Origin of the sequence: Nostoc sp. JL31 (assembly GCF_017114965.1) — a bacterium.
Taxonomy (GTDB): Bacteria; Cyanobacteriota; Cyanobacteriia; order Cyanobacteriales; family Nostocaceae; genus Nostoc; species Nostoc punctiforme_A.
Genome location: NZ_JABXKO010000096.1, coordinates 170,170 through 186,311, shown reverse-complemented (window position 1 = coordinate 186,311; position 16,142 = coordinate 170,170). Strand labels below are relative to the sequence as shown.

The window sequence follows — 16,142 nt, the reverse complement described above, 5'->3', positions numbered from 1 at the left end:
GCTAGAATTGTTACGATAATTTCAGATTAGATGTTGAAACCTTGATCCAATCTGAAACCTTAGAATTATTAGAATGGCATCGCCTCTGCCAGCACCTTGCCACCTTCGCGGCAACTAAGCTGGGGGCGACAGCTGCGCGTCATCTGAAAATACCCGATTCTCAGACCCAAAGCGAACAGTTGTTAGAGCAAACCAAAGAAGTCTACCAACTGGAAAGTCGCCTGACTACGGGACTGTCATTTGAGGGAATTCAAGATATTGGCGATTCCTTAGAACGGGCAGAACGCAGTGGAGTTTTGGCAGGAGAGGAACTGTTAGCGATCGCCACCACCCTCGCGGGTGCTAGAACTTTGCGCCGTGTCATCGACAATCAGGAAGATTTGCCAATACTGACTGAGTTAGTTGCCGACTTGCGGACTTATCCAGAACTAGAACAAGAAATTCACCGATGTATTGATGAACGGGCCCAGGTAACTGACCGCGCGAGTCAAAAACTGGGAGAAATTCGCACAGATTTGCGGCGATTACGCAGCCAAATTACCCAAAAGCTGCAAAATATCTTACAGGCAAAATCTGGGGCAGTTCAAGAACAGCTAATTACGCAACGCAGCGATCGCTTTGTCATCCCCGTAAAAGCACCGCAAAAAGATGCTATCCCCGGTATTGTTCACGACACATCTACCAGTGGCGCAACCCTTTACGTAGAACCGAATTCGGTAGTGCCTCTAGGCAACCAACTGCGGCAAATCATCCGCAGAGAGCAAGCGGAAGAAGAAGCGATTCGCCGTATTTTGACTGAACAAGTAGCCGCAGTCAAACCAGATTTAGAGAGATTGTTAGCGATCGCCACCACTTTAGATATGGCAACCGCTAGATCGAGATATAGTTTCTGGCTAGGAGCGAATCCCCCGCGATTTATTCAACGTGAAGATAAGGAAATCATTACCTTACGGAACTTACGACATCCTTTGTTAGTGTGGCAACAACAACATGAACAAGGGCAACCAGTAGTTCCTGTAGATTTGCTGATTAACCCGCTAATTCGGGTTGTAACCATTACCGGGCCAAATACTGGCGGTAAAACTGTAACCTTAAAAACCTTGGGGTTAGCAGCATTGATGGCCAAAGTGGGTTTATTTGTCCCCGCCCGCGAACCAGTGGAAATTCCTTGGTTTGACAAAGTGTTAGCAGATATTGGCGATGAACAATCCTTGCAGCAAAGTTTATCCACATTTTCTGGACACATCCGCCGAATTAGTCGGATTTTAGAAGCATTGGGAGATGAGGGAGAGTCCAATGCCCCATGCCCCATGCCCAATTCCCTAGTTTTACTTGATGAAGTCGGCGCAGGAACCGATCCAGTTGAAGGAAGTGCCTTAGCGATCGCCTTGTTGCAATATCTCGCTAACCATGCCCAACTAACGATCGCCACAACTCACTTCGGGGAACTAAAAGCCCTGAAATACGAAGACGAGCGGTTTGAAAATGCCTCTGTAGAATTTGACGAAAGTACTCTCTCGCCTACTTACCGTCTGCTATGGGGCATCCCCGGACGTTCTAATGCCTTAACCATTGCCTTACGCCTGGGATTAAAACCAGAAGTGGTAGAAGAGGCGAAAATCCAAGTGGGAGAGGCCACAGATGAAGTCAACCAAGTAATTGCTGGCTTAGAAGCCCAACGCCGCCGCCAGGAAACCAAAGCAGCCGAAGCCCAAAGTTTGTTGCAGCAAGCGGAACGTTTATACAAAGAAGTATCCGCAAAAGCCGCAAGTTTGGAAGAAAGGGAAAGTAGCTTGCGGGCTTCACAAGAAATAGCCGTCCAGCAAGCGATCGCTCAAGCAAAAGGTGAAATTGCCCAAGTGATTCGGCGCTTGCAGAAAGGTACGCCCACAGCCCAAGAAGCCCAGCAAGCTACCAATGCTTTGAATCAAATTGGCCAGCAATATCAGCCAGCAACGCCAGCAAAACCAAAAGCTGGGTTTATGCCCAAAGTAGGCGATCGCGTCCGCATTCCAAAATTGGGACAGATAGCAGATGTGATCACCGCCCCCGATGAAGATGGCGAGTTAAGCGTTCGGTTTGGGCTAATGAAGATGAACGTGAAGTTGCAAGATGTAGAATCTCTAGATGGTCAAAAACCCGAACCAGTTGTTAAAGCCAAACCAGCCCCAGCAGCAGTAACCCCGCCACCGCCAGCTGTCCCAGAAATTCGGACTTCCAAAAATACCATCGATTTGCGTGGTAAACGGGTGGCTGATGCCGAATACATTTTAGATAAAGCCATCTCGGAAGCTACAGGCCCACTCTGGATTATTCACGGGTACGGCACTGGTAAGCTGCGCCAAGGAGTTCACGCCTTTTTGCAACAGCATTCCAGAGTGAACAACTACGAACCAGCAGAACAAGCAGATGGCGGCACTGGTGTTACCGTTGTTCATATAAAATAAAGTTTACTTGCAAATGGTAATCCTCAGAATATTTAGAGAAACTACCAAGTAACGTTTACTGTTTGCAAGTCTCTTTATTAATCATCACCTATAGTTCAATACAGTTTAGATAAGCCCAAAACCCAATACGCTTGGGTTAGCGCCAAAAATCTTAAACTGTGTAGGTTGGGTGGAGGCGCAAATTAGTATCTTGGCAACAAATGAACAATTTATATTGCGCCGTAACCCAACATCAAGGGATATTAATCTTAGCAAATAATTAAATATATAAAATAGCTTTAGCATTGATTTTATCCAATAAATTGAAAGATTATTATAGTGTGAAGATTTTCTGTTTTTCCGATATTATGTGTTGGGTTCCACTACGTTCCACCCAACCTACAGGAAAGAGCGATCGCACTCCATATTTTTTATTAAATCAATTTCTTCTGAAAAGTTAATGATTGCTTGATATTGGTATAGCCAATTTTATCATAAAACAAGTGAGCCTCTTTGCGTTTAATATTAGAACGTAACAGAACACTATCACATCCAGCCAGAGAAGCCCACTGTTCAATTTGATGCATCAAAAAACGTCCAATTCCACTATGACGATAATCTTTATCTACAACTAATCCCAAAAGAATCGCTGGAGTCGAAATAACTATTGAGTCACAAATATGAGCGTGTGCCCAACCAATTACATATTCATCTTCTAAAGTGGCAACATACACAATATGAGCATCGTTATTGTTAATTTTAGTAAGGCGCTGCTCTATATGTTGATTTGTTACAGAATATTCAAGTTGTTCGCAAAGACTAGCAATTTGCTCTACATATTTAATCTCAGCTTGTCTAATTTTAATTTTTTCACCTACACTAACTTTATTTGTCATAATTTTATTTGAAATTACAATTATTTAGTTATCCAGCGTTGCACGGATAAAACGATAGCCTATATCAATCTCTGTCAAATTGTGAATATCACCATATTTTTTTCTCCATTCGCCACTACTTAAATTTGCTGCAAGTAACTTTACTCCTTGCTCTACTAAATCTTGATTTGCTAACGCAAAAGATGATATTCCCGCACGTACTTCTGCTTGAAGATATAACTCTGGCGGCCTCCAGCCTGCTGCTGCGAATAAATCAGATAAATCGTATGGTAACAAAAGGGGTATAGCTTCAACACGCCTTTTAGTATTAATCTGAATTAAATTAACCTGTTCATTAAGTGGTAAAAATCGCAACGCATCTTCCCACAAAAACGGAAAATAATCATAAAGCCATATTTTCTGAGCTAATCTAATATCAAAAGTTAACAAAATTATTGCCCCATCTCTAATTATTCTGTGCATTTCCTGAAAAGCTTTTTCGAGATGAGAAAAGTGATGAATTGCTAGGATACTTACAATGCCATCAACAGAGTTATCTAATAGAGGTAAATTTTCTGCATAGCCAGTAAACCACTTAATTTGCTGATGTTCTACTGCTTGTTTTTGCATAACTACAGAAGGTTCAACAGCATTAACAAGAAATCCTTTATTGGCTAGCGCTAGACTGTAGCCACCGGTACCAGCGCCGATATCAGCAATAATGCTACCTTTGGGTAAATTGAGTAAATCAATTAATTTATTGACAATGCGGATATCAGGAACGCGAGTTTTTGAGTATTGTTGACCAATTGAATTATATATAGACATATTGAAAAATTCTTCAAAATAATTTACAATAAACCATTTAAAATCTAACTTTAGATGAATAAAAATTCTGTTAGTTAAACAATTTCAGCAAATTTAAGAGTTCACTTATCATAAACTTTGGTTTTGCTTCTTGTGGTAAATTTCGATTTTTTCTGTTGTAATAGCAAAAATCCATTTTGACTTGTGTTGCTCCCGCATAGTCGTGCTTTAGAGAATCTCCAACGTAAATAACTTCTGCTGGTGTTAAATTTAACCTAGATAAAGCATGATGGAATATCTTAGGAGATGGTTTAGCAAAACCAATTGCTTCAGAAACTACAACTTCCTCAAAAAAATGCTCAATTCCAGCAGCTTGCATTCTTGGTAGTTGTGCTGATACAAAACCATTGGTGATGACAGCCAAACGATAATTACCTGCGAGAACAGTTAGTACTTCATTTACATCAGGTTCCATTACAGCAAAATGATTAAAAATATGCCAAAAACTTTGACTAAGATTACTGATTTTATCTGTTTGTATATCTAATTCAGCAAGTGTACTTCGATAAGACATCTCGATTAACTCACTAGGAGAAAAAATTTCTCGGTGTCTCCAATACTTGGAATTATAAGTTTCAAATACTTGCAGAAAAACATTTTCACTTATTCCATGTAAATCTAAAGATATTGTACAAGCTTCCAAGGCACCAAGAATAGCTTGACGTTCACATATTTCAAAATTTAATAGTGTATTATCGAGATCGAAAATTATGGCTTTATAACTCATTCAATTCTTTAATTCACGAAAATGCTTTCTTCAATAGTTGAGATTTCTCTAATTATTTTTAGTATTCCTCTAAAATCTTGACTATAAAGTTTATAATTTTTATCATTAGGCTTCCTGACTAAAATCGCTTGTATATCTGCCCGTAATGCTCCAGCGATATCAGCATCGTAGCTATCACCTATCATTACACATTCTGTTTTTTCAATCTTTAAATCATTGATGACATGAGCATAAAATTTGAGGTTGGGTTTTTCATATCCAATTTTTCCAGACGTATATATTTTTTCAAAGTATTCTGTAATATTTAATTGGTCTATGATTTCGTGTAACTCAGGTATATGATTTGATAAAATTATATTTTTATAATTATTCTTGATTGTATATTGTAAAGTAGGAATTACATCATCATATAAATGCCATTTTTCAATATTCTTATATTCATTTTGGACTTGAAAAGCATATTTTATTGCCTGATTTCTATTTATCCCTACTCTCTCATATATTTCTGCAAAGTATTCATTCATGTATTCCCACCATGTTTTTTCATTAAACAATAAACTATGAGAAGTTTCAGGCGAGTGCCAAGGAAAGACATTCTTCAAGAATGGTCGAATCTCTTCTAAATCTATGTTGTAGATTCTATTCAATATTAAAATTGAATGTAATGTTTCACTCCACATTCCTTGACGATAACCTAGTGTATTATCAAAATCCCAAAATAAATATTTCATTTTTATCTCGCTGCTATATCATAAATTTCATGATGTAAATTTACATCCACAATGTAAGGATCTACAGGACGTTTAAACAATATCATTTCCCCTAATTCATCTTTTTTTAAGTTGACATGACAAAACCACTCATCATCATTCTTTTCGGGATAATCTAAGCGGTAATGATAAAGTCCCCAACGAGTCTCTTGACGATATAATGATGCTCTGGCTGCCATTTCTGCACAGTCGCGAATAAAGTGAACTTCTAGACTACGCATTAATTCATGAGGATCACGAGCGCCCATTAAATCTAATGTTTCTTGATATTGCACAAAATGTTTTAAACCAATCTCGATTTTATTACCTGATTTTGGTGGTTGCAGATAATCATTAACTAAGCGTCTTAATTTATATTCTACCTGGGTGTGAGGTACACCATTCGGACGAGTTAAAGGTGCATAAATTCTGGTTTTTTCAGCTTCTAAAAAATCTGTGTCTGGTTCAATAAAATCTATATTTTGGATATATTCAATGGCATGAGTTCCGGCTATGCGACCGAAAACAAATGCCCCAATCATGTAATTATGGGGAACACTGGCCATGTCTCCAGCTGCATATAAACCTGTGACGGTTGTTTGAGCGTTTTCATTTACCCATACACCAGAAGCACTATGACCGCTACATAAGCCTATTTCGGAAATGTGCATCTCTACGCCGTGAGTGCGGTAATCTTCATTTCTACCTTGATGAAAACGTTCTCTACTCGGTCGTTCATTCGCCCACAATATGGATTCGATTTCAGCGATTGTATCTTCATCAAGATGGGTCATTTTCAATTGGACTGGCCCTTTTCCAGAATTTAATTCTTTCCAGATTTCCAACATCATTTGACCACTCCAATAGTCACAGCTAATGAAGCGATTTCCTTCGGCGTTAGCAGTATGAGCGCCAAAAGGCCCAGCAACATAGGCACAGGCGGGGCCATTGTAATCTTTGATTAAAGGATTAACTTGAAAGCATTCAATATTACTAAGTTCTGCACCTGCATGATAAGCCATTGAATAGCCATCTCCAGCATTAGTAGGATTTTCATAAGTGCCGTAGAGATAGCCAGAAGCGGGTAATCCTAATCTGCCACAAGCACCTGTACACAGGATGACTGCTTTAGCTTGAATGACAATATAATCTCCGTTTCTGACATCAAATCCCACCGCACCAATAGCACGTCCTGCTTTGACTAATACACGGGTTGCCATGACGCGATTTGTCACTTTGACTTTGTGACGTTTAACTTGGCGAGTGAGAATGGTTTTGAGGTCTTTTCCTTCTGGCATGGGTAAGACATATTTACCCACACGATGCACTTGTTTTAAGTCATAGTTGCCTTGGGCATCTTTTTGAAATTTCACACCCCAACTTTCTAATTCTTGGATGACTTCGTAACCTAATTTGCCTGTTTGATAAACGGCTTTTTGGTTGACAATCCCATCGTTAGCTAGGGTAATTTCACGCACGTATTGTTCTGGGGTGGAATGTCCGGGAATGACTGCGGTATTCACTCCATCCATACCCATTGCGATCGCACCACTCCGTCGGATGTTAGCCTTTTCTAAAATAAGCACCTCTGCATCGGGATTCGCTTGTTTGGCTTTAATTCCAGCCATTGTCCCAGCTGTACCGCCACCAATGACAAGTACATCCGTTTTTATTTGTTGGGAGTTGATGTCCATAAACTTTTGCGAGTAGGGAGGAACTTCTAAGATTTATTACCGTTCCAAACAATATCTTTGACTTGGATTTGCTTGGGAACTAGCTTGATTTTGTAAAAAGTATCGGCAATATTTTGTTGCTGAGTGATTACTTCATCTGTTAGCGGTAAAACACCATACTTTCGTCGCTTTTCGGCAATTTCTAATGCTGCTGCGGGAATACCTAACTCTGGTTCTAAAAACTTGGCAACTTCTTCTGGATTATTTGTTGCCCATTCATTTACTTTGCTGACTTCATCTAACAGGGTTTTCAACAAATCTGGGTGAGATTTAACAAACTCTTGACGCGCAAGATAGTAACCCCGATTCGGTGCTAAATTTGTCGCATCTGTTAATATCCTAACCTTTGTGTCGTGTTCAACTGCTGCTAGGTAAGGGTCCCAAATTGCCCAAGCATCAACGTTACCACCAGTAAATGCTGCACGGGCATCTGCTGGTGTTAGATGTGCTGGTTGAATGTCACTATAGTTTAATCCGGCAGCTTCTATAGCTTTGACAACAAGATAATTAGTGTTCGAGCCTTTAGCAAAGGCTAATTTTTTCCCTTTAAGGTCAGCAACCGTTTTAATTGGTGAATCTTTCGGTACAATAATTGCTTCAGCTTTGGGACTCCAAGGATCATAAGCAACATAAAGCAAGGGAGTACCTCCGGCTTGGGCAAATATTGGTGGTGATTCACCTGTATAGCCAAAGTCAATACTACCTGCGTTCATTGCTTCTAGCATAGGTGGGCCGGCGGGAAATTCTGCCCATGTCACTGAAGCACCAGCAGTCGTTAAAGCTTGCGCTAAATTGCCTCGGTTTTTGAGAGCACTGAGAATAGTCGCCGCTTTTTGATAGCCGATACGAACTACCACACCTTGATTTGCTCTCTGTGTTGCTACAGAGTTACCTGTATTGTTGGCAGAACACGCAGATATCACAAGAGTCAAACTTAACCCACAGGTAAAGAATAAGGCAAATATGCCAATTCTGGATATTTCATAATTCTGAAGAAAGCTGCTGACAATCTTCATCAGTCGATTTGGTAAAAACTTAGCGAACATACCTACATTTAAACTACAAGCAATATAAATACTACTATAATTCGGGCGATTTACCGTATTTTACTCATAAAATATTCACATAGATAAGCACCAGAAAACGAACTTAGTAGAGAATTGATTAATTACCGTGACTCACTCAAGGCTAACGTCAGTGAACAGGGTGAAAAATTGCTAGGTGGTAAACACATCTAGGGAAAGCTCATGAGTAAAGTAGTAAACTTACTGTTCCAAGAATTGTGTAAAGTGATTCCCGTGACCTGATGTTAAAACCCTTCATACAAATGAAGGGTTTTGAAATCTAAACTTTCAGTTACCCTGAAGTTGATATATAAAAGAGCAATTTTCAAATGACCATTTACTTTTATAAGGTTTGGCAGCCTTATGGCTGTTTTTCTAACTTTTCTCTCCACGGAATCCACATCGAGGGTGCTTACTGGCCAACGGTTGAGCATTATTATCAAGCGCAAAAGTTTGTAGGCAGCACAGATGCGGCAATTATACCTCTCATCCATGCTGCCGCCACCCCAGAAGAAGCTGCCACTTTGGGAAGATGTAGCACTCGCCAACTCCGACGAGACTGGGATTTGGTTAAAACTCAAATTATGCGAGAAGCTGTACTCAAAAAGTTTCTCACTCATACCGATATCAGAGAAGTTCTCCTGAAGACAGGTGATGAGATTTTGGTTGAAAATTCCCCAACCGATTCTTTTTGGGGCTGTGGTGCTAATAAAAGCGGTCAAAACCATCTCGGTAAAACTCTCATGAGTGTGCGTGAAGAAATTCGTAATTTACTATCTTTAACGGTAATTTACGAATGATTTAATCAAAATAGTTACATTCAACATAAAGTCAGTAATTAAACGGGGAATAGTAAAATTCCCCAGCCCAAAATATTTTAAGAAATTACTAATAATTTATTTATTGCTTTGATGGAATCTTAAGTAATTAAATTAATGGGCAAAAATATGAAAATAATATTTTTATTTTCAAGAAATTATTCAAGCTTTAAGTTAAGTAAAAATACTGGAATAATTTAATGATTTAGAGTATAAAATTAGTAGATGTCAATGATGAAAAACTTCTTAACTTTAGACTTGAGACGATAGTTGAAAAGTATCTAATGATACAGCAGTTTTATATCTCCCTAAATCCACTATATAAGGGCTACAGGGAACAAGCAAAATATCTGTTACTTTTCAAACATCCTCTAATCCATTTTCAAAATTTGTAATACATGTATGCCCTGAGCAATGCATTAGTAGCAAGCATTTCTTGAAATAGGATGAAAATCAAAGCATTGTAAGTTGAAAATTCCGATCAGAGACAAATATATAAAAAATTATACTTAAGTCATGGTGTATACAAAGCAATGACACGTAGGGATAAACCAAACGAGTTGCAGCAAACCTTTAATCGAGAAAGTTTACTGCACCGAATGACAAAACAGATCAGGCGATCGCTCGACCTTCAAGAAATATTAACGACAACTGTTAACGAAGTGCGTTTATTTTTGGGTGCAGATCGGGTGAAAATGTATCGCTTTGATGCTGATGGTAGTGGTGAAGTTATTGCAGAATCTATTTATGAGCAACGTCTGCCATCCTTATTAGGTCAACGCTTCCCAGTTGATGATATTCCAGAAGCCGCCAGAGAGATGTTTTTGTTAGTGGGGCAACGTTCGATTGTCGATGTGGCAAATGAGAAGATCGGGCTATCACCTCTACAGTCAAAAGAAACTGGCAAACGTCTAGAAACTAATATCTACTATCGGCAGGTAGACCAGTGTCATATTCAATACCTAAAAGCAATGGGCGTGCAGTCTTCGTTGGTAGTACCAATTTTAGATTGCGACCCACAAGGACAATCAGCAAAGCCTAAATTATGGGGATTGTTGGTATGTCACCACAGTGAACCGCAAAAGATTTTGAAGCGGCAGCTAAAAGTATTGCAGCAAGTTGCTGACCAGGTAGTGATCGCGATCGCTCAAAGTAATTTACTTACTGAAGCCCACGCCAAGCAAAAGCGAGAAGCTACTATTAATCGAGTCACAACACTATTGCATAAACTGCCGACAATCCAATTACAAGGAGCGCTAGAAGAAGTTATTACTGCTTTTTGTGGAGTTGGTGGCCGGCTTTACATTGCAGAGAGCCAAGAATTATACACCTGGGGCGACCAACCGACACTCTCCTACGAGTTAGATAACAGTATTATCGAACAGCATCCCATCTGGCAAAAATGGATGGCTGATTTTCAACAAGGTAATATTTGGGCAACCACTGACCTCTATAAAGAACCACATTTACAAGTTTTGTCTTTAGCATTCCGTTCTACTCAAATTCGCGGACTCATGGTGATTCCCCTACATTATCGCGAAAAATTTATCGGTGTATTAAGTATTTTCCGCTCTGAATTTGAAACGGAAATCTTGTGGGCGGGACGATGCGAACAAAATCGGCGACAACTATTACCCCAGCTTTCCTTTGAGGTTTGGCGAGAGCAAAAAAAAGGGCAAGCACCTGAGTGGAAGTTGGAAGACATCTTTTTGGCACAAGCCTTATACGATCATTTCTCAATGGCTATTCAGCAGCAGCAAATGTATAAACAGGTACAATCACTGAATGCTAACTTAGAACAGCGGGTGCAAGAGCAAACCGCTGAACTCGAAAAATCATTACTATTTACCAAAGTCATCAAGCAAGTTACAGAGCATATTCGCCGCACATTGGACTTGCAGGCAACTCTGCAATCTATAGTTCGGGAAGTCCGTCCCCTGCTAAATTCAGACCGAGTGCTGATTTTCTACCTGAAGACCAAATCAGTGATTGTGGAAGAAATTCATGGCAATTGGCAGTCAGTTTTGGAAGTGAATGCACCACCAGAATGCTTTCCTGATGAGTATACCCGTCTCTACTGTCAGGGTAGGATACGGGCAATTAACAACCTTTCAACGGCTTCTTTAAGTGATTGTCATCGAGAGTTTTTGCAAAGTCTGCAAGTGCAAGCAAACTTAATAGTTCCGATTAATATAGGTATGGAACTATGGGGTTTACTAATTGCCCATGAGTGTGAGGCTCCCAGAAATTGGCAGGATATAGAAATTGATTTATTGCAGCAGGTGGCAGATCAGGCTGCGATCGCTATTCAACAAGCACAACTCTACCAACAAACCTCTGATGCCGAAACTGAAGCCAGAAATCAAGCTGTTCAGTTAGAGCAGACCCTACATGAACTCCAAGAAACACAAACAAGATTGATTCAGACTGAAAAAATGTCCGGCTTAGGACAGTTGGTGGCGGGTGTCGCCCACGAAATCAATAACCCCGTTAACTTTATTTACGGTAATCTGTGCCACGCCAGTGATTACACTGAACAACTGCTAGAAATTTTACGTCTCTACCAGCTACACTATCCCCATCCCCATAGTGAAATTCAAGCCGCGATCGAAGCGATCGATTTTGAATTTTTGGTAGAAGACCTGCCAAAAATCATGACCTCAATGCAAGTAGGAACTGAGCGCATCCGTTCAATAGTGTTGTCGTTACGCAATTTTTCTCGCTTGGATGAGGCTGAAAACAAGCGTGTTGACCTGCATGAAGGCATTGACAATACCTTATTAATTTTGCAACATCGGCTGAAAGGAAATGCTGAATTTCCACGCATTGAGATAATTAAAGATTATGGCAACATCCCACTGGTGGAATGCTATGCTGGCCAAATGAATCAAGTATTCATGAATATTTTCACCAATGCCATAGATGCTCTGGAAGTAGGTAGTCGGAAGTGGCAAAATCAGGGTGACAAGGAGAATAACTCATGCCCAATTCCAACGATCCAGATTTCCACTAAAGTCTCAGTGGATAACTCTCGTCTGTTAATTCGTATTACTGACAACGGGCCCGGAATGAATGAAGACGTGAAAAAGCGAATTTTTGACCCGTTTTACACTACCAAGCCTGTGGGCAAAGGTACAGGATTGGGACTAGCAATCAGCTATCAGATTATTGTCGAAAAACATGGGGGAATAATGGAGTGCGTTTCAGAACCTGGCAAAGGTACAGAGTTCTGGATTGAGATTCCCGTCAAGCCTCCAGCCAAAATAGTTAACTAGCAATAGGGAGCGGGGGTTAACAATTCAAAATTCAAAATTAAAGGCATTTCAGACGGGGATTTAAACCCCGACTGAAATGGCTGATACATGTAGATGTAGGGGTGTTAAACCCTTTAATTTACGATAAGGACGCAGGCGAAGAATCACTATTGGTTATTGAGCAATGCTCAATTGTTAGTTTCAAAACTTAAAAATTGACTGAGAAATTTTTAAATTCATCCAAAAGGTAGATGATAATATTCTGAAGATATAATGTAAAGAAATATCTATCAACGATCAGAGTGTGCAATATATTGAATTTGCTTAAAATCATTTAAAAGTAAAGTTTAGTTGCAAAATAAATCTCTTCCAGCTACAAGTGATAATCTAATAGTAGAAGCTAATAAAAAAGCTTTCTTGGCAGATATAACAGCTGCATTTGAAATGTTAGCAAGAGGTATAAGACGCTGTTTAACTTACATCTGTCTCGTCAAAATACAGCAACACCCAACGCGAAAACTGCTGTTTCCTCAAATGTGGAAGATTAGGGGGCACTGTAACTGATTTTCATTACTTGTTTACAAAAGCAATGGAAGTTAGTACATCCCTAGCTACGATCGACAAAGAGAGGAGATAGTTCAGTGAGTAGAGGTTTGGGTGTTGTTGTGTTTAAAGAGAAGTCTGAAATAGGGACTCCTCTGGGTGTAAGATTATACGAAGTTGAATAGTGAGAAACAGTTAAAATAGCGCCTTATGTCAATAATTGCGCTCAGAGCGTGGTATCTACAAGATTATGAGCCGATTCCAGAACTGGAAAAACGTCCGCCAGACATTCGCTTAAGCAAAAAAAGCCTGCTGAAATCAGCATTGCGAGCAGACTTTTTGGAAGATAGTGACGAAGTTAAGAAATCAACTTGGTTTGGGCGCTATTTAGAAGGGGAAAATATTGAATTTTATATTGAAGGTAGTGGCGGCTATTGCGTCTCTAACATTGACTTAATTAGTCATGAAATTTATTTCACCAAGCAGGCGGTGTTGGCTCAGTTAGAACCAACGATTTTTTTATCCTATCAAACTGAGTATGCCGCAGCGACGAATATTCTCAAAGAAGAACTGCGAAAAAGTTTGGATAATTTAAACTTGCGATCGCGTCTTCCCCTAACATTGATAGAATCCTCGCGTCCCAGCGGTGCTACTTTCCGAATTAACCGCACAATTATGCGGAAAATCCGTAAGAGTTTGTTATTTATCGCTGACACCACGCCCATTGCTAGTATTGATGGGAAAGAAACCTCCCAATTAATTCCTAGTCCGAATGTCTGTATTGAGATTGGCTATGCCCTCCAAAGTAAGCGGTCTGAACAGATTCTACTAGCGCAAATGCAACGCCCAGATTTTGAAGGTGAATTTCCCTTCGACCTACCGACACAGCAAATTTTGCAATTCCAAGACACTACAGAACTGAATAAAATTCTGATAGAGACGATTAAAAACCAGCTAGCACGATTCAAATTGTTTTTTTGACCGAATTTCCCTGTCAGACTTGCTGGCTGTTTTTTCTTCTCAGTTTATACTTGACACAATCTAGTAATAACAATGCTCTCTTTCACAGGAGGGCTTTTTTTAGCGAAAGCAAAGACTAAAAGTATTGTTATTGCTTTAATTAGAATAAACGAATAGGCTTCTTTTGCAGCTTGGAACTAATTGAACTTACCCGATCGACCACAGAAATCATGTATTTGTAATCTGGTACTTGTCCATTAGGTACATACCCCACTTCTTGAGCTAAACCTGAAGGTGAATCACTCATTACTTTGCGGATAAACTCTTGTCGGTTACGTTCTACATTCGGCCCAATCAAGACCACACCTAATGGTACATAATGAGGGTCTTTAAATAGTATGCGGAATTCGGTTGGCGCCAATTGTGAACTGTAGAGACTTAATTCCGCCTCCGAGACAGCACAAGCGATCGCTTTTCCTTGAGCGACCAATTCCAGTGCTGCTTTGGGTGTGGGTGCAAACATTATCTCAGCCAGCGTTGTACCATAAAGATTGTAAAGAGGAAGATAATATCCTGTTGCTGAACCTAACTGTCCTAAAGCCACTGTTTTGCCTTGCAATTGTTTCAAGTCAGTTATCGGATTATCTTTACGAACAACGAAGATTGAACGTAAATTACTAATACCTATTAAAGGAAATAGGGGAACATATTGGTGACGTGCGATCGCAATAGCCGCTAAACCCGGTGGAGCAAATACCAATGACCAAGCACGAGCATCAAGGCGCTCAACCGCTCTATTTTCATTAAAAACAGGCTCTAGCTGAATATATGAGTTTGTTTTTTCACCCAAGTAACTATTAAATTTAGCATATTGATTAATTATCTGTTCGCCTCCACCATAGTTGATTACACCAATAGTTAACGTGCCCTCAACCCCATCTCCATTTTGTGGTTTGCAGGCAGCAAATGTAAAACCTAGTAGATGAAACAGAAATAAACGACGGGGAAATCGCACAAACATCACTAATTATGGTTAAGGAAATAATTTGGCTTTCAGGACTAATTTAGATAAATTTGACTGCTGCCTAAAGCGGTTATATTGCAGTAAAAAGTTAATATTTATTTAAATATTGTTCAGAGGCTTTCTAACAGGTATAAATAAATATTAGATAAACTCGCAGGCTACCTTCGTTGCTTAGGTTATGTTAAACAACATTACGTTAAAAAACTTAAAAATAGGTGCTAAATTTAACTTGCTTTTAATATTAGTTTTCATCATCAGTATTTTGGGAAGTGGCATTGCCTTATCCAGTGTACTTCAAGGGAGAGCGCAAAATGAAGTAAGTTCTCAAGCGCAGATTCTCATCCAAATGGTGAATGCAGTTAGAGACTATACACAAAATCGTATAGATCCCCTATTAGAACCTAGATTATATACTAACCCAACGTTTACGCCTGAAATAGTACCAACTTTTTCGTCTAAAGAGGTTTTTGAAAATTTTCGTAAAAAGCCTGAATTTAAAAACTTTTTTCATAAGGATGCAACACTTAATCCAACCAATTTAGCGGATAAAGCTGATAATTTTGAAACTCAACTTGTCGAGCGTTTTCGCAACGAACCTAATACTCTAGAAATTACAGGCTTTCGTAAATTGTCAGAAGGCGAAGTATTTTACATTGCACAACCACTAAAGATTACAGAAGCGAAATGTTTGCGATGCCATTCTACACCAGATCAGGCTCCTAAAAGTCAGTTGCTAAATTATGGCTCGGAAAATGGTTTTGGCTGGCAACTCAATCAGATTGTGTCTGCCCAAATCATCTCTGTTCCTTCTCAAGATATTTTTGCCAATGCCAAACGGACTTGGATATTGATAATGGGACTTTTAATTACGATCTTTGCGATCGTAGTTTTCTTAATTAACTTCTTAATTACAAAATATGTGATTCAGCGTATCAGAAGAATAGAGAAAATAGCTCAAAAAGTTAGTATTGGTGATATGAGCGCTGATTTTGAAGAAAGCTCTCATGATGAAATTGGCGGGTTAGCAGAAGCATTTAATCGGATGAAAGCTAGCTTGAAAATAGCTCTGGAGATGCTGAATAATCAGAGCTAATAATTCGTA

At 39.5% G+C, this 16,142-nt stretch carries 12 protein-coding genes; 5 read left to right on the top strand and 7 right to left on the bottom strand.

Annotation, left to right across the window (positions count from 1 at the left end):
- Nucleotides 1-41: 41 nt before the first annotated feature.
- Nucleotides 42-2,447 (top strand): endonuclease MutS2, encoded by a 2,406-nt coding sequence (locus HWQ43_RS23070; protein WP_292738313.1) that lies wholly within the window; start codon nucleotides 42-44, stop codon nucleotides 2,445-2,447.
- 413 nt (nucleotides 2,448-2,860) lie between these two features.
- Here HWQ43_RS23070 and HWQ43_RS23065 read toward each other — a convergent pair whose 3' ends face one another.
- From HWQ43_RS23065 to HWQ43_RS23040, 6 genes are all read right to left on the bottom strand, one after another.
- The gene (locus tag HWQ43_RS23065; protein WP_292738312.1) at nucleotides 2,861-3,322 is read right to left on the bottom strand and encodes a GNAT family N-acetyltransferase; all 462 of its coding nucleotides are present in this window, start codon (nucleotides 3,320-3,322) and stop codon (nucleotides 2,861-2,863) included.
- Between the two features lie 24 nt (nucleotides 3,323-3,346).
- Nucleotides 3,347-4,129 (bottom strand): class I SAM-dependent methyltransferase, encoded by a 783-nt coding sequence (locus HWQ43_RS23060; RefSeq protein WP_292738311.1) that lies wholly within the window; start codon nucleotides 4,127-4,129, stop codon nucleotides 3,347-3,349.
- Nucleotides 4,130-4,199: 70 nt separating this feature from the next.
- Nucleotides 4,200-4,895 carry an HAD family hydrolase gene (locus tag HWQ43_RS23055; protein WP_292738310.1) on the bottom strand — a complete coding sequence of 232 codons (696 nt, stop codon included), beginning with the start codon at nucleotides 4,893-4,895 and terminating at the stop codon, nucleotides 4,200-4,202.
- 8 nt (nucleotides 4,896-4,903) lie between these two features.
- Complete coding sequence (locus tag HWQ43_RS23050) at nucleotides 4,904-5,626, bottom strand: HAD family hydrolase (RefSeq protein ID WP_292738309.1); 723 nt, start codon at nucleotides 5,624-5,626, stop codon at nucleotides 4,904-4,906.
- 2 nt (nucleotides 5,627-5,628) lie between these two features.
- A complete protein-coding gene (locus HWQ43_RS23045; RefSeq protein ID WP_292738308.1) occupies nucleotides 5,629-7,338 on the bottom strand; it encodes a fumarate reductase/succinate dehydrogenase flavoprotein subunit in 1,710 nt (569 codons plus the stop codon).
- A gap of 26 nt (nucleotides 7,339-7,364) precedes the next feature.
- The gene (locus HWQ43_RS23040; protein ID WP_292738307.1) at nucleotides 7,365-8,423 is read right to left on the bottom strand and encodes a sulfonate ABC transporter substrate-binding protein; all 1,059 of its coding nucleotides are present in this window, start codon (nucleotides 8,421-8,423) and stop codon (nucleotides 7,365-7,367) included.
- A 347-nt stretch (nucleotides 8,424-8,770) separates the two neighbouring features.
- Between HWQ43_RS23040 and HWQ43_RS23035 the strand changes: the two genes are divergently transcribed.
- From HWQ43_RS23035 to HWQ43_RS23025, 3 genes are all read left to right on the top strand, one after another.
- The gene (locus HWQ43_RS23035) at nucleotides 8,771-9,241 is read left to right on the top strand and encodes an N-glycosidase (RefSeq protein WP_292738306.1); all 471 of its coding nucleotides are present in this window, start codon (nucleotides 8,771-8,773) and stop codon (nucleotides 9,239-9,241) included.
- 551 nt (nucleotides 9,242-9,792) lie between these two features.
- Complete coding sequence (locus HWQ43_RS23030) at nucleotides 9,793-12,534, top strand: GAF domain-containing protein (RefSeq protein ID WP_292738304.1); 2,742 nt, start codon at nucleotides 9,793-9,795, stop codon at nucleotides 12,532-12,534.
- A gap of 732 nt (nucleotides 12,535-13,266) precedes the next feature.
- Nucleotides 13,267-14,037 carry a hypothetical protein gene (locus HWQ43_RS23025; RefSeq protein ID WP_292738303.1) on the top strand — a complete coding sequence of 257 codons (771 nt, stop codon included), beginning with the start codon at nucleotides 13,267-13,269 and terminating at the stop codon, nucleotides 14,035-14,037.
- 139 nt (nucleotides 14,038-14,176) lie between these two features.
- Here HWQ43_RS23025 and HWQ43_RS23020 read toward each other — a convergent pair whose 3' ends face one another.
- A complete protein-coding gene (locus HWQ43_RS23020) occupies nucleotides 14,177-15,037 on the bottom strand; it encodes a PhnD/SsuA/transferrin family substrate-binding protein (protein ID WP_292738302.1) in 861 nt (286 codons plus the stop codon).
- A 181-nt stretch (nucleotides 15,038-15,218) separates the two neighbouring features.
- Between HWQ43_RS23020 and HWQ43_RS23015 the strand changes: the two genes are divergently transcribed.
- Nucleotides 15,219-16,133, top strand: coding sequence for a DUF3365 domain-containing protein (locus HWQ43_RS23015; RefSeq protein WP_292738301.1), 915 nt, complete (start codon nucleotides 15,219-15,221; stop codon nucleotides 16,131-16,133).
- Nucleotides 16,134-16,142 lie beyond the last annotated feature (9 nt).